The 19141-nt window shown below is 45.1% G+C and carries 19 protein-coding genes, 2 pseudogenes and 1 riboswitch; of the genes and pseudogenes, 20 read left to right on the top strand and 1 reads right to left on the bottom strand.

What is annotated here, in order from left to right; genetic code table 11:
- The first annotated feature begins 84 nt into the window (after window positions 1–84).
- From CCC70_RS15665 to CCC70_RS15615, 11 genes are all read left to right on the top strand, one after another.
- Window positions 85–1350, top strand: a complete 1266-nt coding sequence (locus tag CCC70_RS15665; RefSeq protein ID WP_199874100.1) for a serine/threonine protein kinase — start codon at window positions 85–87, stop codon at window positions 1348–1350.
- Window positions 1328–2236: a hypothetical protein gene (locus CCC70_RS15660; protein WP_287085215.1), complete on the top strand. Its 909-nt coding sequence runs from the start codon at window positions 1328–1330 to the stop codon at window positions 2234–2236. The genes CCC70_RS15665 and CCC70_RS15660 overlap by 23 nt, the downstream gene beginning before the upstream one ends.
- A 46-nt stretch (window positions 2237–2282) precedes the next feature.
- Complete coding sequence (locus CCC70_RS15655; protein ID WP_059085566.1) at window positions 2283–2930, top strand: HAD family hydrolase; 648 nt, start codon at window positions 2283–2285, stop codon at window positions 2928–2930.
- 32 nt (window positions 2931–2962) lie between these two features.
- On the top strand, window positions 2963–3757 hold the full coding sequence (locus tag CCC70_RS15650) for a CPBP family intramembrane glutamic endopeptidase (RefSeq protein WP_287085214.1): 795 nt from the start codon (window positions 2963–2965) through the stop codon (window positions 3755–3757).
- Window positions 3758–4037: 280 nt separating this feature from the next.
- Complete coding sequence (locus tag CCC70_RS15645; RefSeq protein ID WP_015524662.1) at window positions 4038–4412, top strand: GntR family transcriptional regulator; 375 nt, start codon at window positions 4038–4040, stop codon at window positions 4410–4412.
- Window positions 4405–5307: an ABC transporter ATP-binding protein gene (locus CCC70_RS15640; RefSeq protein WP_021650396.1), complete on the top strand. Its 903-nt coding sequence runs from the start codon at window positions 4405–4407 to the stop codon at window positions 5305–5307. Before CCC70_RS15645 ends, CCC70_RS15640 begins: the two co-directional genes overlap by 8 nt.
- A complete protein-coding gene (locus CCC70_RS15635) occupies window positions 5282–7465 on the top strand; it encodes a DUF6449 domain-containing protein (protein WP_270609788.1) in 2184 nt (727 codons plus the stop codon). The genes CCC70_RS15640 and CCC70_RS15635 overlap by 26 nt, the downstream gene beginning before the upstream one ends.
- Window positions 7465–8232: a pseudouridine synthase gene (locus tag CCC70_RS15630; RefSeq protein ID WP_270437942.1), complete on the top strand. Its 768-nt coding sequence runs from the start codon at window positions 7465–7467 to the stop codon at window positions 8230–8232. Before CCC70_RS15635 ends, CCC70_RS15630 begins: the two co-directional genes overlap by 1 nt.
- 178 nt (window positions 8233–8410) lie before the next feature.
- Window positions 8411–9154 carry a 30S ribosomal protein S2 gene (gene rpsB / locus CCC70_RS15625; protein WP_021977311.1) on the top strand — a complete coding sequence of 248 codons (744 nt, stop codon included), beginning with the start codon at window positions 8411–8413 and terminating at the stop codon, window positions 9152–9154.
- A 36-nt stretch (window positions 9155–9190) separates the two neighbouring features.
- On the top strand, window positions 9191–10129 hold the full coding sequence (tsf, locus tag CCC70_RS15620; RefSeq protein WP_287085213.1) for a translation elongation factor Ts: 939 nt from the start codon (window positions 9191–9193) through the stop codon (window positions 10127–10129).
- Window positions 10130–10434: 305 nt separating this feature from the next.
- A complete protein-coding gene (locus CCC70_RS15615) occupies window positions 10435–10701 on the top strand; it encodes a hypothetical protein (RefSeq protein WP_044960682.1) in 267 nt (88 codons plus the stop codon).
- Between the two features lie 189 nt (window positions 10702–10890).
- Window positions 10891–11005: riboswitch (FMN riboswitch) on the top strand.
- Between the two features lie 89 nt (window positions 11006–11094).
- Here CCC70_RS15615 and CCC70_RS16620 read toward each other — a convergent pair.
- Window positions 11095–11361, bottom strand: a pseudogene (locus CCC70_RS16620) (DUF6783 domain-containing protein).
- Here CCC70_RS16620 and CCC70_RS16615 point away from each other — a divergent pair.
- The 9 genes and pseudogenes from CCC70_RS16615 to CCC70_RS15575 form a co-directional block, all read left to right on the top strand.
- Window positions 11311–11436: pseudogene (locus CCC70_RS16615) on the top strand (DUF6783 domain-containing protein); the annotation flags it as partial. The pseudogenes CCC70_RS16620 and CCC70_RS16615 sit on opposite strands and share 51 nt — an antisense overlap.
- Before the next feature lie 2 nt (window positions 11437–11438).
- Complete coding sequence (gene ribD / locus CCC70_RS15610) at window positions 11439–12566, top strand: bifunctional diaminohydroxyphosphoribosylaminopyrimidine deaminase/5-amino-6-(5-phosphoribosylamino)uracil reductase RibD (RefSeq protein WP_287085212.1); 1128 nt, start codon at window positions 11439–11441, stop codon at window positions 12564–12566.
- Window positions 12548–13201 carry a riboflavin synthase gene (ribE, locus tag CCC70_RS15605; RefSeq protein ID WP_287085211.1) on the top strand — a complete coding sequence of 218 codons (654 nt, stop codon included), beginning with the start codon at window positions 12548–12550 and terminating at the stop codon, window positions 13199–13201. The genes ribD and ribE overlap by 19 nt, the downstream gene beginning before the upstream one ends.
- Before the next feature lie 18 nt (window positions 13202–13219).
- The gene (locus CCC70_RS15600) at window positions 13220–14437 is read left to right on the top strand and encodes a bifunctional 3,4-dihydroxy-2-butanone-4-phosphate synthase/GTP cyclohydrolase II (RefSeq protein ID WP_287085210.1); all 1218 of its coding nucleotides are present in this window, start codon (window positions 13220–13222) and stop codon (window positions 14435–14437) included.
- A 29-nt stretch (window positions 14438–14466) separates the two neighbouring features.
- On the top strand, window positions 14467–14940 hold the full coding sequence (gene ribH / locus CCC70_RS15595; protein WP_006427673.1) for a 6,7-dimethyl-8-ribityllumazine synthase: 474 nt from the start codon (window positions 14467–14469) through the stop codon (window positions 14938–14940).
- Window positions 14941–14955: 15 nt separating this feature from the next.
- The gene (locus tag CCC70_RS15590; protein WP_227752211.1) at window positions 14956–15612 is read left to right on the top strand and encodes an HAD family hydrolase; all 657 of its coding nucleotides are present in this window, start codon (window positions 14956–14958) and stop codon (window positions 15610–15612) included.
- A 98-nt stretch (window positions 15613–15710) separates the two neighbouring features.
- Complete coding sequence (locus tag CCC70_RS15585; RefSeq protein WP_287085209.1) at window positions 15711–16790, top strand: tetratricopeptide repeat-containing glycosyltransferase family 2 protein; 1080 nt, start codon at window positions 15711–15713, stop codon at window positions 16788–16790.
- Between the two features lie 122 nt (window positions 16791–16912).
- Window positions 16913–17545: a collagen-like protein gene (locus CCC70_RS15580; protein WP_287085208.1), complete on the top strand. Its 633-nt coding sequence runs from the start codon at window positions 16913–16915 to the stop codon at window positions 17543–17545.
- Window positions 17546–17671: 126 nt separating this feature from the next.
- Window positions 17672–19054, top strand: a complete 1383-nt coding sequence (locus CCC70_RS15575; RefSeq protein WP_334296287.1) for an MATE family efflux transporter — start codon at window positions 17672–17674, stop codon at window positions 19052–19054.
- Window positions 19055–19141 lie beyond the last annotated feature (87 nt).

Here is a 19141-nt window from a genome sequence, read left to right as displayed (position 1 = left end):
CTGCCTGACTATAAGTTATCTGATTTTTTTCAAACCGGAATTCACCGGATTATCCCAAATCAATAAGAAACGTAATCATAAATATTGTCTGACAGAAATGAGAGGAAGGTGATCTGTCTGATCGGAAATGTTCTGAAAGAACGTTATTGCATTGTAGAACAAATTGGACATGGCGGAGGTGGAAGCCTTTATCTGGCAAAAGATATGGAGCTTGGTATCTGCCGTGCAGTGAAAGAGATACCGATCGCAAAGAAAAAAGAAGCCAGACTCATGCAGCATCTGGAATATCCTGCAATACCGAAGATTATCGATTATGTGGAAACAGGGGAGTACTGTTATCTGATCATGGAATATATCAAGGGGCAGTCGCTGGGAGAACTTCTTCGTTCAGGAAAACGGTTTTCTTTAAGGGAAATCCTTGCTCTGGGAAAGGAGATTGCCAGAGTATTGGAATATCTTCACAGTCGGAAGCCACCGGTCTGTTACGGGGACCTGAAACCGGATAATCTTATGTTTTCTGAAACCGGGCATCTGTATCTGATAGATCTTGGAAGTGCCATGTTCGATCATGGAAAAAGAAAACAGATCTGTGAAGGAACGAAAGGCTATGCGGCGCCGGAGCAGTATCAGGGCTACTTAAGACCGGGAAGTGATATTTATGCTCTGGGGAAGACCCTGGAAAAGCTTTGCGGAAAAAAGAAATGGCAGTGGATTTTATATCCGGATTTTTTCTTGCTTCTGTTCCGATGTACCAGAAAACAGGAAAAATACAGATATTCGGATATGTCAGTGGTTCAGAAGAAAATCCAAAAGCTGGAAAACAGATATCGGATGATCACTTGGAGAAAACGATTTCTGGAAGCGGCAGCTGCAGGGATTCTGATAGGAACACTGATCTTGATAGCAGGATTGCTGAAAACGGAAGAATTTTCTGTGGCGATCTCAGAAGTAACAGATTTGTATTACGAAGCCAGACAGTATCCGGAAGACTCAAAAGATCGGGAAAAGTGCTGTATGGCAGCGGAAAAGAGACTCCAGAGGTTAAGTAGAAATTATGGGGAAAAAGAACAGCAGCGTCGTATTGAGCTATTGCTGGCATGGAATGCGGAGCTTTTGTGTGAACCGGAAAAAGCGGCTTTATATTATGAAAATCTTCTTCTGTATGATGCAGAATATCCTGTGGCTTACGGAGAATATGGGATGTTTCTTATTCGGACCGGGCAGAAAGAGGCCAGCAGAAAGCTGTGGGAAGATTATAAAGAGAAAGAAAAAGCGGAATTACTGGATGACAGTGAAAGCAGAAATCTGCAGCTTTGGGAGGAGATCAATGAGAAAAAGAAGAGAAAGTGATCAGAAAAAACCAAAACAAATGAAATTTCCTAGTAGGAAAACCTGTTTTATTGTTTTGTTTCTGCTGGTCTTATGCAGCTGGATGATCCCTTCCATTGCTGCCTATGGATTTGATGTGTCAGGAATGGATAGTTTTGATACCGGCGGATTTGATATGAATGTGGGAGAAGGAACCGGACAGCTGCCGGAAGACTGGGAAGAAAGCTATGCAGGAGAAGGAAGTGATGATAATAATTGGAACAGAGAAGAAGGAAATACGGAGGAGTATTCCGCTGCCTGGGCAGAATCAGAGAATGATCAGGAGGAGTCTGCACAATGGAATTTAGATTTTCAGACAGATGAGGTACGTTCTCAGGAAGAAAGCTTTATGGAAAATGGAAATACTGCGGCAGAAGTAGAGATAGCTGATATACCTGCGGAAAAACTGACGGAAACGCCGATACCAACAAAACTGCCAATACTGACTGAACAACCGGTCCCCATACAGACAGTGACAGCAAGTCCATCTGTAACGTTGATTCAAAAAACAGTTCGAAAGTCAGTGACAGATGCATCAAAGAGGGAGAAGAAGCAAAATCCGGCATTATCTTACTATCGGACAGAACCAACAGGAACGCCAGATAGGAAAAAACAAAAAGAGCAAAAACCGGTGATCCGAATGAAAACAGACGGTAACAGGATCCGGATAGAGATCAGTCCGGATATTCCGTTCCAGATCCTTTCATTTCGGATCAATGGAAAAGAATGTGATTTTTACTGGCAAGGAAAAAAGCTTCTGGCGGAATTACCGAAAAAAAGCAGAAATCCCTGGAAAGCAGAACTCATGGGTTTTGTGAAATCCGGGAAGCTGTACTATGAAACCATGGACTTACCAGAAAAACAGTGATACAATAGGCATACTTGCTGATTATTTTATACAACAGGAGGAATTTATGTATAAGGCAATCTTTTTTGATCTGGACGGAACACTGACAGAATCCGGAGAGGGGATTACGAAATCTGTACAGTATGCACTGGAGAAGCTTGGAGTTTCGGCACCGGAGCTGGAGCCATTGAAGGTTTTTGTGGGTCCGCCGCTTCTGGAACAGTTTATGAAATATGCGGGATTTGATAAAGAGACAGCACAGAAGGGAATTGAATATTACAGAGAGCGGTATTCAGAAAAAGGAATGTATGAGAATACCGTTTATCCGGGCGTGGAAAACACTTTGGCAGAACTGAAACGTCGTGGCTACAGACTGGCTGTGGCGTCTGCGAAACCGACCTTTTACGTAACACAGATCATGGACCATTTTAATCTGAGTCGGTATTTTGAGGTGATCGCCGGGACGGACCTCAATGGACCGAAAGTAACCAAATCTCAGGTGATCGAGGAAGCTCTGGAAAGAATGAGCCTTTCTGACCACCGTGACCAGGTGATCATGGTGGGTGACAGAGAACATGACATTCTCGGAGCCAGACGATGCGGGATTCAGTGTGTGGCTGTATCTTACGGATATGGAAGCAGAGAAGAACTGGAAAAGGCACAGCCTCTTCAGATCGTAGCTTCCGCAGATGAACTTCTGAATTTTTTCGTCTGACCCCTCTGCACAGGCAGAATATTTTTCAAATAGTGTGGAGGGAGCTTTATCCGGCAGGAATCCATTATCTTATCGGACAGATCCTCGGAAGCGCCGTGCTTCTCTGGCTGGCAGGGCATGTCGGCAACGCACAGGAAAGGTACTATAGTTATACGCTGGTGATCACCGGACTTACCGGAGTGCTGGTTATGTTTCCGGCAGTATATTTTTATCGGAAGGATCGTATAGGAAGGCTGATCGGCGGTTTGACTTCCGTTGAGGAACAAAGGCTATCTATTCCTGAAATGCTGCTTCTTCTTGCTGCTGGAGCCGGATTTGCCCAGTATGCCAATGTGCTGGTGGCGATCCTGCAGAACTGGATCTCATCCAGCTATGGAGAGACGATGACGAAGATTACTTCAGGAAAGAGTTTATTTATAATGATCTTCTGGATGGGAATCATAGCGCCTGTTGCAGAAGAAATGATCTTTCGCTGGCTGATCTATCTGCGACTTCGGGATCACTTTTCAGTGCTGGTTTCCGCTGTGATCTCTGCGGCGTTTTTCGGAATTTATCACGGAAATGTCCTGCAGGCTGTGTATGCGTTTGTTCTGGGAGGGATTTTTGCGTGGTTTCTGGAGATGGGCGGTAATAAGTGGACCAGCGTGCTGATGCACATCGGAGCCAATACCTGGATACTTATTTTCAGTGAATACGCCCAGACTCTGGTGGAAAAAGCCGGGGCAGGAAGCCTTCTGATGATCTATGGTGTTTTTGCGGCAGCGATGATCGGAGGATATCAGTATTTTGCACGCCGGGGAGAAAAACGTGGCTACCGGGCTGTCTGATTCAATGTGGATCACGAATATCTGCCTGCTACTGGATCAGGCAGAGTGATAGATGAATATTTGCTTTACAGAGAATCTGTAGTGGAATCATAGTATAAGGATGCCATTACAGATTTTTTTTATAAAAATATGCCAGAATCTTTTGCTGCCGGTAAATTTATATAGATTTTATATTTATTTAAGAGACCATTTCTTGCGTACCTTTGTATCATGTGCTATCATAAGTGTATTAAAAGAATTAATACACTTAATACACAGATTACAGAGAAAGGAGCGTCGTATGTTATTCTTGGACTATCAGGACAGACGTCCCATTTACGAGCAGATCGTAGAGAAATTCCGGATGCTGATCCTGTCAGGAGCTGTGGAGCCATCTTCCAAGATGCCGTCTGTGCGGCAGCTGGCCGTGGAATTATCCATCAATCCCAATACCATCCAGCGGGCATATATGGAACTGGAGCAGCAGGGGCTGATCTGTCCGGTGAAGGGAAAAGGTAGTTTTGTCACAGACAGCAGCAGGATCAGGCAGATCGGTATGGAAGAAACCTTAAGTGAGCTGAAAAAGATCACAGAAAAGGGAATGGCTCTGGGAGTAGGGGAGGAAGAAATGATCGGTGTGATCCGCTTATGCTATAAGGAGGGAAACAATGATTGAGATAAAAAACTGCAGCAAAGCTTTTGGTAAGATACAGGCAGTAAATAAGGTCACCATGGATATCGGGGAACGGGAGGTTTTTGGACTGATCGGCTCCAACGGTGCGGGAAAAAGTACTCTGCTTCGTATCATGGCCGGGATCATCCGTCAGGACAGAGGAGAGGTGCTGATGGATGAAGAACCGGTTTTTGAAAATGAAAGGATCAAAGAACATTTTTTCTACATCCCGGACGATGCATATATTCCGGCAAATTATAATGCTCTGGACATGGCAGAATTTTACCGTTGTATTTATCCGGGATTTCAGCAGGCACGTTTTGAGACAATGATGAAGCAGTTTCATCTGGATGGAAAACGAAAAATCAGCACTTTTTCCAAGGGAATGAAGAAACAGCTTCTGGTGATCCTGGGAATCAGTACAGGAACGAAATATCTGTTCTGTGATGAAACCTTTGATGGCCTTGACCCGGTAATGCGCCAGGCAGTAAAAAGTATTTTTGCATCGGAGATCATGAGTCGTGAATTTACGCCGGTGATCGCTTCCCACAATCTCCGTGAGCTGGAAGATATCTGCGATCACATCGGGCTTCTTCATCAGGGAGGAATTCTCCTTTCCAGAGATCTGGAGGATATGAAATTCCACATCCATAAGATCCAGTGTGTACTTACTGACAAAAAGAAAGAAGAAGAATTAAAGAAAGAGCTGGATGTTTTGAAAACAGAGCATCAGGGCTCCCTGTTGCTTATTACTGCAAGGGGAACAAGAAGAGAGATCATGGAGAAGATACAGGCAAAAAATCCTCTTTTCTGCGAAGTGCTCCCACTGACTCTGGAAGAAATATTTATCAGCGAAACGGAGGTGGCAGGCTATGAAGTCAAAAATTTATTCCAGTGAGTACATGAAATCCTCTTCTAAAGGACAAAGATGGATCCCGGCATTTGCCATGATCGCATTTCTCCTTGCATTTCCGGTAGCGGAACTTATTTTGATGGGAAAATGGAATGAGCGCAGTTATACTCAGAGTCAGCTTTCCTATCTGTATTCCAGCCTGTGGAGCAGTGACTTTCTCACAATGGGAGCAGGTGTGGCTGCGGTAACAGCATTTTTGGCAGCAGTAAGCGGCTTCTGGTATCTGTATTCCCCGAGAAAAGTGGATTTCTATCACAGCCTTCCGGTAAAGCGAAGTGCACTGTTTCTGCACAGAGTATTGTTGGCTGTTCTTTATTATCTGGTGCCATATGTGATCATGGAATTTGCTGCGGTATGCATCGGGGCAGCCAGAGGATATTACAGCCTTTCCATTATGAAAAAGGCACTGATCCTGCTGGTGCTCCATCTCCTGATGTATCTTCTGGTGTATTTTTCCACAGTGCTGGTGATCGCCTGCACCGGTACCATGCTGATGGGAGCCCTTGCATGGGCAGGATTGTTTACCTACAGTATCATTCTGGCAGTGATGCTGCAGTTAAGCGGACATTTATTTTTTGATACCTGGTACGAGGGCAGTTACGGAATTCTGGCAGCAGTGCGGAATCTGGGATCTCCTCTTATGGTGATCGTAAGCTTTATAGATAAATACAGCAGCGGGAGCTTTGGAAAGCAGTTGCTGATACTGATCCTAACGCTGTTTGTCATGGCAGTACTTTCCTGGATGGCATTCTGCAGACGAAGGTCAGAGAATACCGGAAAAGCTCTGGTATATACCTGGATGGAGCCGGTCTTAAGTGCCCTGATCACAATACCATCCGGACTGGGAATCGGTCTGATCTTTTATATGATCCCGGAAGATTCATCCAAAACAGCATGGGGGATCTTCGGAATGATACTGGGAACGATCCTGGTCCATGGAATTCTGGAAGTGATCTACGAAATGGATTTTCGCAGATTTTTCCGCAGAAAAGTGCAGCTTATGATCTTTGGAGGTGTTGTGGCAATCTGTGCGCTGACCATGAAAATGGATCTTCTGGGATATGACAGTTATTTTCCGGCTTATGACAATCTTCAGGGAGTTGTGATAAATGTAAGCAATCTTTCATATACAGAGCAGCTTTGCAATGTGGAAAAAAAAGAAGACGGAATCTATAAGATCCGGTATACTGCCACCTCAGACAAGAGTTCTGGTCTGCTGGATCAGCCGGTGATGAAAAGTAAAGCATTATATAACAGTCTGGAGGATATCAGGCTTCAGAATGAAAAAGGAAAAAAATCAGGAAGGCGCGTGTATGTGCGCTACATAAATAAACAGGGATTCAGTGTATGCAGAGGTTATAATGTATCCTCTGCACAGGCACAGAATCTTATGGAAGCCCTGTATGATGAGCAGACATGGAAAGAAGACAAATATTCATTTTTCCAGCTGGACAAACAGTATCTGAAAGAGGTCACCGGTACTTTCTGTGACGGAGATATTCAAACATTATTTGAGAAAAATGCAGAGAAGCGTCAGGCGCTGGCAGAGGCGCTGAGAAAGGACATTTTGGAAAACGGCGGTCAGACAGTAAAAGACCAGCCATGCGCAATGCTGATGTTCGATTATGCGGGAATTCCGTCAGAAGGATACATAGATGAATGGGGAATGAATGTACCGGCTGTTCAGGAAGGAGAGCGGGTGTCTACCTCCGTTCTGGTGTATCCGGCATATAAGAGAACACTTGCAATTTTGGAAGAAACAGGATATCCTCTTTCCATGGATGAGCTGTCTGTTGAGTATATTGATGTTTATTACTTCAGCTCCGAAGCTGCCGGCGAAGATGATGAGGTTTTTTCCGACATTGAGTCTGTTTCGGATCTTGAAGAAACAGAGAACGGTTATAAAGTCCGTTACGATAAAAAGGAACAGCTGGAAACCCTGAAAAAGTGTATCCGCCCATCACAGCTGGTAAACGGATGGACTATCTGGAATGCAGATGTCACAATGGAAGTGGTTTTGGAAGGACAGGAGAGCACCGACGGGGATTCCGGACTTTATATGACATTTGCCGGTGAGATCCCGGATTTCATCAGAGCAGATGCAAAGGCAGCCCATGTAACAGAATGGGAGGTAAATGATTAATGGAAAAACCAGTCCGGCTGGATAAATTTCTGGCAGATGCCGGCGCAGGTACACGAAGCGAGGTAAAAAAATACATACAGAAGGGTCAGGTGCAGGTTAACGGGAAATCTGTGAAGAAACCGGAACTGAAAGTAACAAAAGAAGATCAGGTGGTTATGAACGGGCAGGAAATTCATGCTGCACCGGAATATGTATACTATCTTTTTAACAAGCCGGCGGGCTGTGTCAGCGCAACGGAGGACTCCAGAGATAAAACGGTTCTCGACTATATTGAAGAGAAAGACAGAAGAAAGGGATTTTTTCCGGTGGGACGCCTGGATAAAGATACAGAAGGCTTCCTTCTGATCACAGATGACGGTCCTCTGGCACACGAGCTTCTTTCTCCGAAAAAGCATGTTGACAAGACCTACTATGCAAAAGTATCCGGGAAAGTGACAGAAGAAGATGTCGTGAAGCTGGCAGAAGGCGTGGATATCGGGGAAAAAGATCTCACACGACCGGCAAGGCTGGAGATCCTTTCCACCTGGGAGTCCGATACAGAATCTGCAGAAGCCGGAAAGAACTGGGAATCTGAGATCCGACTTACCATCCACGAGGGAAAATTCCATCAGGTAAAACGGATGATGGAGGCACTGGGAAAAAAAGTAACTTATTTGAAAAGACTATCCATGGGGCCGCTGGCGCTTCCTTCAGATCTTCCGACAGGAAAATATCGTTCGCTCACCGAAAAAGAGCTGGAGCTTCTGAAGTCTGCCGGAAACCGCTGAAAAACAGAAAAAAATTGGAAAAATCCCCTTTACATAAGGGGATTTCCTATGCTATAATTCAGAAGTTGCAAAAATAAGCACGCACGGCGATTCTGTAAGGACGGTGCCCTACAGTATGTAAGGGGTCCCGGGAGAAGGCGACCTGTGCGGAAGAATTTAACCAAAAAGGAGAAAAGACATGAGCGTTATTTCAATGAAGCAGCTTTTAGAGGCAGGTGTTCATTTCGGACATCAGACAAGAAGATGGAACCCTAAAATGGCTCCGTACATTTACACAGAGAGAAATGGTATCTATATCATCGATCTTCAGCAGTCTGTAGGAATGGTTGACGATGCTTACAATGCAGTAGCAGATATCGTAGCTAACGGTGGACACATCCTTTTCGTAGGAACTAAGAAACAGGCTCAGGATGCTATCCGTACAGAGGCAGAGCGTTGTGGAGAGTTCTTCGTAAATGAGAGATGGCTTGGTGGTATGCTTACAAACTTCAAGACAATCCAGAGCCGTATCGCAAGACTGAAAGAGATCGAGACAATGGAAGCTGACGGAACATTCGACGTACTTCCTAAGAAAGAAGTTATCGAGCTTCGCAAAGAGCTTGCTAAACTTCAGAAGAACCTTGGCGGAATCAAAGAGATGAAGAGAATCCCGGATGCTATCTTTATCGTAGATCCTAAGAAAGAGAGAATCTGCGTACAGGAGGCTCATACACTTGGAATCCCGCTTATCGGTATCTGCGATACTAACTGTGATCCGGAAGAGCTTGACTATGTGATCCCGGGAAATGACGATGCTATCCGTGCAGTAAAACTCATCGTTTCCAAGATGGCTGACGCTGTTATCGAGGCTAAGCAGGGAACTGCTGAGGCAGATGGCGAGATCGAGGCTGAGTCTGAGGAGTTTGCAGCTACAGAGGAATAATTCGTATAAACAGAATATTTCAGGAGGAAACGAACAATGGCTATTACAGCAGCACAGGTAAAAGAGTTAAGAGAGATGACCGGCGCCGGAATGATGGATTGTAAGAAAGCTCTTACATCTACAGATGGTGATATGGATAAAGCAGTTGAGTTCCTGCGTGAGAAGGGTCTTGCTACAGCACAGAAGAAAGCAAGCCGTATCGCAGCAGAGGGTCTTTGCAAAACTCTGGTAACAGAGGATGGAAAGAAAGCAGTCGTTGTTGAGGTTAATGCTGAGACAGACTTCGTTGCAAAGAACGAGAAGTTCCAGGGCTATGTTGCAGATGTTGCAGCACAGGCACTTAACACAACAGCAGCTGATATCGATGCTTTCCTTGCTGAGGCATGGGCACTTGATACAACCAAGACTGTAAAAGAGGCTCTTGCAGCTCAGATCGCAGTAATCGGCGAGAACATGAACATCCGTAGATTTGCTCAGGTTGAGGAGCAGAACGGATTCATCGCTTCCTACACTCATATGGGTGGAAAGATCGGCGTTCTTGTAGACGTTGAGACAGATGTTGTTAACGATGCTGTTAAAGAGATGGCTAAGAACGTAGCTATGCAGATCGCAGCTCTGAAACCGCAGTACACAAGCGACAAGGAAGTAAGCGCTGACTATATCGAGCATGAGAAAGAGATCCTTATGGCTCAGATCCAGAACGATCCGAAGGAGTCCCAGAAACCGGCTAAGGTTATCGAGGGAATGATCACAGGACGTATCAAGAAAGAGCTTAAAGAGATCTGCCTTCTTGCCCAGACATACGTAAAAGCAGAGGACGGAAAACAGTCCGTTGCTAAATACGTAGAGCAGGTAGCAAAAGAGAACGGCGCTAAGATCCAGATCAAAGGCTTCGTTCGCTACGAGACAGGCGATGGTCTTGAGAAAAAAGAAGAGAACTTCGCTGAGGAAGTTGCAAAGCAGATGGGTAAATAATCCATTAACTTAAGTTTTCATTATATTATTTTAATAAGTCTGAATTTAAGTATTTAAAAACCTTGAAAGCCGATGGTGTAGATTGATAACAGTCAAAGCCATCGGTTTTCTTTATCCAAATATCTTGGACACTCTGTCAAATATATTCTCTGGTTCTTCCTGCCACATCAAAATAAGTATGCTCATGCATTGACAGAGATAATCGATACTTTCAAAACGCCTAAATGTCACGGCCTGCGCCTGTTTCCGCTTATAATTCCTCACTATTTGTGCCGCCAGCCAAAGGCGGCGGAATGGAGATTTTTATGAAATATACCCAGGATAATGGAAAAATTAAATTATGTGAAACTGATAATATGGATCATCTCGTGCGGTTAACACAAGCGTTGAATGAAAATAATATTCTTTACGAAACGAGATTGAAAAAAGGAACATTTATCAATAATCTTTTTTTCCTGATTTTTTATCATACTTTTGCATCGGGAATTGATCATAAGAATGAAACAACATGTATTTATGTACTAGAAAAAGATTTTGCTGCTGCCCAAAAAGCAATAGTAAACTGCAGATAAAAAAATTCATCTTCCAAGGCACAGGCTCTGTGTGCTGGCTATCGGTCATTGCTTGCGTGTCTGTTTGTCAACCAAAGCCTGAGAATAGCAATACGACGATTGCCTGCCAGTAACTAATATTCCGCATGGAATGAGTGAAATAATAATTCTGCTTTACAAATAACAGATAAAGTATTAAAATAAACAAAAAGATATCTTCAGGGCAGGGTGTGATTCCCTACCGGCGGTAGAGCCCGCGAGCCGAAAGGCATGATCCGGTGAGATTCCGGGGCCGACAGTACAGTCTGGATGGAAGAAGATGATAGTACAGTTGATTTTTGTATGAATGAATGTAGTATCAGAGCTCTGAGATGGTGATCCATTTCAGAGCTTTTTATATAGGAAATCAGACATTCATTTATCGATCAGATGTAACAGATCAATTCCACCCTGCAGATATTTCTGCAGGTTTTTTTGTATCTGGTACATCATTTTCGAAATAAATATACCACTCACTTGTCTGTGAATCCGATTGCACAGATCTAAAAGCCTCGGCGTACCAGAGCGTGTTTGAAAAATCATTCCTGCAATCTGCACGCCCCACTTTGCGGTATATTTTGCCCGAATTCAGTTGCCGTAGCCCGCTACGGCGCCCTCATCCGGACAAAATCTCCCACAAATTGTGACGCACATCTTGCAGAAAGCCTTTTTCAAACACGCTCTAGACAAAGAACAGGAATAAGAAAGAAGGAATAGAAATGACGGATCAGGAATATATGCTTCGGGCGATTCAGCTGGCAAAAAAAGGAGAAGGCTGGACGAATCCCAATCCGATGGTAGGGGCAGTGATCGTAAAAGACGGAAAGATTATCGGGGAAGGCTATCATAAAAAGTATGGAGAACTTCATGCAGAACGTAATGCTATTGCTTCTCTTACAGAATCAGCAGAAGGTGCGGTGATTTATGTTACGCTTGAGCCTTGCTGTCATCATGGAAAAACACCTCCATGTACGGAAGCGATCATTGAACAGAAGATAAGAAAAGTGGTGATCGGTTCCCAGGATCCGAATCCGAAAGTGGCGGGAAAAGGTGTACAGATGTTAAGGGAAGCCGGTGTAACAGTAGTTGAAGATTTTATGAGAGAAGAATGTGATCAGCTGAATCCGGTGTTTTTTCATTATATTACTATGAAGACTCCTTATGTAGTGATGAAGTATGCCATGACACTGGATGGGAAGATCGCAACGAAGACAGGAGCATCAAAATGGATCACCGGAGAAGCGGCACGAAAAGAAGTACAGCATATGCGGCATCAGTACATGGGAATTATGGCAGGCATTGGAACTGTGCTTGCAGATGATCCGATGTTAAACGTCCGGGTAGAAGGATGGAAAAGTCCTGTCAGGATTGTGTGCGACAGTAAGCTCAGGATCCCGCCGGACAGTCAGATCGTAAAAAGTGCGGAAAAGTACCGGACGATCGTGGCTTATGCAGATCAGAAAAATACAGAAGAAAAAATAAAAATATTACATACCATGGGAGTTGAGACCATTTACTGTCCGGATGAAAAGAATCAGATAGACCTTAAGAAGCTGATGACAGATCTTGGAAGCAAAGGCATTGACAGTATTCTCCTGGAAGGAGGCGGTACGTTAAATGACAGTGCCCTGCGAGCCGGAATTGTAAAGGAAGTACAGGCTTTTGTGGCACCAAAGCTGTTTGGCGGTGTGGCCGGGAAGACACCGGTAGAAGGTATCGGAGTTGAATTCCCGTCTGAAGCAGTGGAACTGAAATATACAGATATCTGCCAGATTGGTGAGGACATCCGGATAAGATGTCAGGTGTGTGAGAAAAAACAGGAGGAATCATGTTTACAGGAATCGTAGAAGAGAAGGGAAAAGTCCGTTATATACAGCTGACAGGAGAATCAGGGATCCTGGCAGTGAAAGCCCGGAAGGTCCTGGAAGGAACAAGGATCGGTGACAGTATTGCGGTGAATGGTGTGTGTCTGACAGTTACGTCGATCCAGCCGGACGGATTTACTGCCGATGTGATGGCAGAGACGATCAGAAGAAGCAGTCTTGGCAGTTGTAAAGCTGGAAGCCAGGTAAACCTGGAACGGGCAATGGCTGCAGATGGCAGGTTCGGAGGACACATAGTAAGCGGCCATATTGATGGGACTGGCGTGATACGTTCCATGCTCCGGGAAGAAAATGCCATCTGGGTATCGATTGGGACATCACCGCAGATCTTGCATCTGATCGTGGAAAAAGGATCCATCTGTATTGATGGGATCAGCCTGACGGTTGCAAGGATTGATGAAGCTGGTTTTCAGGTGTCGGTCATTCCACATACAGGAGAAGAAACCACCCTTTTGGAAAAGGTGCCGGGGGATCTGGTTAATCTGGAAAATGATGTGATTGGAAAATATGTAGAAAAACTGCTTGGCATCAGAAAAAATGAAGAAGAGAAAAAAAAATCCGGAATTACGATGGAGTTTCTTGAAGAATTCGGGTTTTAGAACAGGAGGATATACACTATGTCACAAAATTATCAGTACAACACAATTGAAGAGGCACTTAGGGATCTTAAGGAAGGAAAAATAATTCTGGTCACAGATGATCCGGACAGAGAAAATGAGGGAGATCTGATATGTGCGGCAGAGTTTGCGACCCGGGAAAATATTAATTTCATGGCGACTTATGCAAAGGGTCTTATCTGTACACCGATGAATGCGGAAATTGCGGCGAGATTGAACTTTCCGCCGATGGTTGCTGAGAACACGGACAATCACAGTACAGCATTTACCGTGGCAGTGGATCACGCAGATACAACCACCGGTATCTCTGCGGCAGAGCGCTCCTATACCATTATGAAGTGCGTGGATGATCAGTCAAAACCGGAGGATTTCAGAAGACCGGGACATGTATTTCCACTTATTTCCAGAAAAGGCGGGGTTCTGGTACGGAATGGCCATACAGAGGCAACAACAGATCTTATGAGACTTGCCGGACTGAAGGAATGCGGCGTGTGCTGTGAAGTTATGAAAGAAGATGGAACTATGATGCGTACATCACAGCTATGGGAAATGGCAAAAGAGCATAACCTTACATTTATTACGATCCGTGATCTGCAGGATTATATAAGAATACATGAAAAGCATGTAAAGGAGGAAGCAGCTGCAAACCTCCCAACGCAGTATGGTGATTTTAAAATGTATGGTTATATCAATGACATTACAGGAGAGCATCATCTGGCACTGGTAAAAGGTGATCTAGGAGATGGTGAAGATGTGCTTTGCCGGGTACATTCGGAGTGCCTGACAGGAGATGCATTCGGATCACTCAGATGTGACTGCGGCTTGCAGCTGCAGACAGCGATGCGCCAGGTAGAGGCGGAAGGCAGAGGGATCATTCTGTATATGAGACAGGAAGGCAGAGGAATCGGACTGATCAACAAGATCAAAGCTTATGCGCTTCAGGAGCAGGGATACGATACTGTGGAGGCTAATGTGAAGTTAGGATTTGCACCGGATCTCAGAGAGTACTGGGTCGGGGCACAGATACTGTCAGATCTTGGCGTGAAATCATTAAGATTACTGACAAATAATCCGGATAAAGTTTATGGACTTGGTGAATTCGGGCTGAAGATCAATGAGAGAGTACCTCTGGAGATTCCGGTACAAAAGTATGACAGAAAGTATATGAAGACGAAGCAGGAAAAGATGGGTCATATTTTTAAAGAAATAAATTTATAAAAAACAGCAAATATCAGGAGGAAGAAAAAATGAGACAGATCAATTTAGTAGAAGGAAAAGTAGTAGCACCGGAGGGAATGAAGGTTGGTATCGTGGCAGCGAGATTCAATGAGATCATTGTGAATAAATTATTGGGAGGGGCAGTCGACGGACTGGTAAGACATGGAGTAGAAGAAGAGAACATTACTGCAGCATGGGTACCGGGAGCATTTGAGATTCCGCTTACAGCACAGAAAATGGCACAGTCAGGAAAATATGATGCAGTTATCTGCGTGGGAGCTGTCATCCGTGGAGATACTTCACATTATGATCTGGTGTGCAATGAATCTGCCAAAGGGATCGCACAGGTTGAACTTGCAACAGGGATCCCTGTCTTATTCGGAGTGATCACGACTGAGAATATCGAGCAGGCTATTGCGCGTGCAGGAAGCAAAGCCGGGAATAAAGGCTATGACTGTGCGTTATCTGCGATCGAGATGGTCAATCTGATGAAGCAGCTCTAAAAGACAGGAAAATAAATGATGACAAAAACGATCATATTCGATTATGATGGAACGATCCATCATACCCTTGGAATCTATGAACCGGCATTTCGTGAAACCTATCAGTGGCTGACAGAACAGAAGGCTGCAGAAGAACGGGAGATAGGCTCGGCGGAAATTGCCGGCTGGCTGGGATTTAACAGTAAGGAGATGTGGAATACATTTTTGCCGGAGCTGGATCAGAGCTATAAAGAGCAGGCAAGCAGGATGGTAGGAGAACTGATGGTCAGACAGATCAGGAAGCATAAGGCAGTGTGGTATCCGGGAGCAGAGGAGATGCTTACAGCTTTGAAGAACCGGGGATATCATCTTGTGATCTTAAGTAACTGTAAAGCTTCATATCGTGAGGCGCACTGGAGGGAATTTGGGATGGAACGATGGTTCGATCATTTTTATGACTGTGAATCGTATGGATTCCGTCCAAAGACAGAAATTGTGCAGGAAATTATCCGGGAATATACTGGCCCTTATCTGGTGGTCGGAGACAGGAGGCAGGATCTGGAATGTGCCAGAGCCTGCAAAAGCCCATTTATAGGATGTCTGTATGGATATGGTGAGAAAGGGGAGCTGAACGGAGCAGATCATCTTGCAGAGCATATAGAGGAAATACCACAGTTGGTGATACGAGGATGAGTTCAGCTTTATCTGAAAACAGAAGCTGTACACTGACAGAAGGCATAGGACTGACGGGAACGGCATAAATATTATAAAAATCCGAAGGATCCTGAAATATGATTTCCCTCAGTCTATGTATGATCGTTAAAAATGAAGAAGCAGTTCTTGAGAGGATTTTAAAGCCGGTTTCTCAGGTGTTGGATGCGATTCTGATCGCAGATACCGGTTCTTCAGACAGAACAAAAGAGATCGCGGAGCAGTATACGTCGCAGGTGTTTGATTTTCCCTGGTGTGACGATTTTTCTGCTCCGCGTAATTTCCTTCTGGAAAAAGTCAGCACCGATTATTGGATGTGGCTGGATGCGGATGATGTCCTGGATGAAGAAAATCTGGAAAGACTGAAGAGTCTTAAAGAAACTCTGGATCCTGGAACAGATGTTGTAATGATGGAATATGCAGCAGGCTTTGACCAGAGTGGGAGAACAACATTTTCTTATTTTCGGGAGCGGATAATGAAAACATCCAGAAATTTCAGATGGAATGGGGCAGTTCATGAAACTGTGATTCCGGAGGGAAACATCATCTATTCAGATGTGGTGATCCGGCACCGGAAATGTGGAAAAGGTGATCCGGACCGTAATCTCCGCATTTATGAAAAAATGCAGGCAGGAGGAGAAACGTTGGAGCCCAGACATCAGCTTTATTATGGGAGAGAACTGTATTATCATCAGCGTTATCCGGAGGCAGAGGCTGTGTTGGTGGAGTTCCTGAAAAATCCGTCCGGATGGTTGGAAAATAAGATCGATGCCTGTTTTATACTTGGACAGTGCTACCAGAAAATGGGAGAAGAAAAATACGCACTGGAAGCTTTTCTGTACAGTCTGACTATGGATGTGCCGAGGGCGGAAATCTGCTGTGAGGTCGGAAAGATTTTTTTGGAAAGAGAGCTGCCCAGACAGGCTGCCTACTGGTACGGGCAGGCGCTTACTGTGCCGTCAGATAAGAAAAAAGGTGGATTTTTTATGGCTGAGTGTCATGGATTTGTGCCATATATGCAGCTTTGCGTTTGTTATGATAAGATGGGATGTCCGGAGCAGGCATTCTTTTTTCATAAGAAAGCGAAGGGACTGAAGCCGGAAGATCCGGGAGTATTGTATGATCAGAAATATTTCTGGGAAAAATATGGTCTGGCATAAAAGAAAAGATATCTTTATTATATTTTTCTGGCAGGGTACAAGCTTGCGGGGATCCTATGCACAGGTAAAAGCTGTTGTCATATACTGTAGGGAAAGTTATTTTCCTATGAGGTGATCGAAGAATGCTGTTCAGGCATCGAAAACGTAAGGAAATGGAAATGCAGCAGGACAGTCATGAGGATTTGTCCTGTATGTCCTGTTATGGAAATCATAGTTCCTGTGGATGTGACAGATGTGGAACAAGAGGCTGCCCAGGCCCTGTGGGACCTACAGGACCAACCGGTCCCAGAGGCTGTCCGGGAGTTCCGGGTCCTATGGGTCCTCAGGGACCGCAGGGGGAACCGGGAATACAGGGATATACGGGAGCCACCGGTCCGGCTGGAGCCACGGGTCCAGCGGGAGTCATCGGTCCGACGGGAGCAACAGGAGCCACCGGTCCGGCAGGAGTAACAGGTCCGACGGGAGCAACGGGAGCCACCGGCCCTGCTGGAGCGGCAGGAGCAACAGGAGCCACAGGTCCAGCGGGAACGACGGGGGTAACAGGTCCGGCTGGTGCGATCGGAGCCACGGGTCCAGCAGGTCCAACAGGAGCAACAGGAGCCACTGGTCCTGCAGGAGCAGCCGGAGCCACCGGCCCTGCCGGAACAGTAACCCCGGCAGCTGCTGTTGGAAATGCAACAACGGTAGATGATATTGTGGAGGATTTTAATGCACTTCTTGCAAACCTTCGTGATGCAGGACTCCTGGAAAGATAGTGAAATGATAAACACACGTTACTATGCGGCTGCGTATTTTATGCAGCCGCTGCATATTCTCCATAAAAATATTTCATTGTAGCTTTCTGACGAAAGGTGCTATAATATTTTTGTCAAAGTATGATTATGGGGGATGAAATCGTGAAAAAAAACAAGTATGAGATCGATATGTGCAATGGGTCGATCATGGACAAGCTGATCTCGTTTTCACTGCCGCTGATGCTGTCCGGTATCCTGCAGCTGATGTTCAATGCAGTGGATATCGTGGTAGTGGGACGTTTCAGTGGAAGTGAGGCGCTGGCGGCAGTAGGCTCCACTACCGCACTGATCAATGTGTTTACCAACCTTTTTATCGGGATCTCTCTTGGTGCCAATGTGCTGGCAGCCAGATTTTATGCTGCCGGTAAGGATGAAGAAATGTCAGAAACAGTACATACATCGATCCTGCTGGCTCTGATCAGCGGGATCATCATGGCAGTTCTGGGAGTGATCTTTGCCAGAATCTGCCTGGAGCTGATGGATACGCCGGAGGATGTGATCGATCTTTCTACTCTTTATATGCGTATCTATTTTCTGGGAATGCCGTTTTTTATGCTGTATAACTATGGCGCAGCAATTCTGCGTGCAGTGGGAGATACCAAGCGGCCGTTGGTCTTTTTGATCATTTCCGGTTGCGCCAATGCGCTTTTGAATCTGTTTTTTGTGATCATTTGTCATTTAAGTGTGGCAGGTGTGGGAATCGGAACGGTGATCTCTCAGCTGATCTCCTGCATTCTTGTCCTTCGGTGTCTGTATCAGACAGAGGGAAGCTATCAGCTGCGTTTTTCAAAACTGTCCATAAAGGGAGAGTACCTGAAGCAGATCTTCCAGGTGGGACTGCCTGCCGGGATCCAGAGTACAGTGATCAATTTTTCCAATGTACTTCTTCAGTCTTCTGTAAACTCCTTTGGTTCCATTGCTATGGCAGGATATACAGCAGCCAATAATATTTTTGGATTTCTGTATGTGTCCGTGAATTCGGTTACCCAGGCATGTATGAGTTTTACCAGCCAGAATTATGGTGTGCGAAAACCGAAACGTATGGACCGGGTGCTTGTTGACTGTATGATCCTGTCCTTTGTCGTATCCTTTGCCATGGGCTGTGGTGCATACTTTTTCGGTCCGCAGCTCCTGAAGATCTATACGGAAGACCCTAAGGTTATCCAATGTGGAATGGAGATTCTTGCCTATACCACAGTTACTTATTTCCTCTGCGGACAGATGGATCTGTTTCCGGGAGCACTGCGTGGAATGGGACGCTCCGGTGTGCCGATGATCCTGTCTATTATCGGAACGGTCGGCCTTCGAATTGTGTGGATTTTCGGAATTTTCCCGGCTCACAGATCACTGAAAGTACTGTTTATTTCTTATCCGGCATCCTGGATCCTTACGATCATCATGCAGGTGACCTGTTTCTGGTTTGTAAGGCGGAAGGTGCACAGACAACTTTTGGGAGAGAATGCAGAATAAAAACGAATACACAGAATATCAGAGAAAGCGGATAGAATTCCGCTTTTCTGTGTTTATGGGGAAAAATAAAACATGTCAGCTCATGTC

Origin of the sequence: Blautia sp. LMAG:89, assembly GCF_008679485.1 — a bacterium.
GTDB classification, from domain to species: domain Bacteria; phylum Bacillota; class Clostridia; order Lachnospirales; family Lachnospiraceae; genus Blautia_A; species Blautia_A fusiformis.
This window is presented reverse-complemented; position numbering and strand designations above follow the sequence as displayed.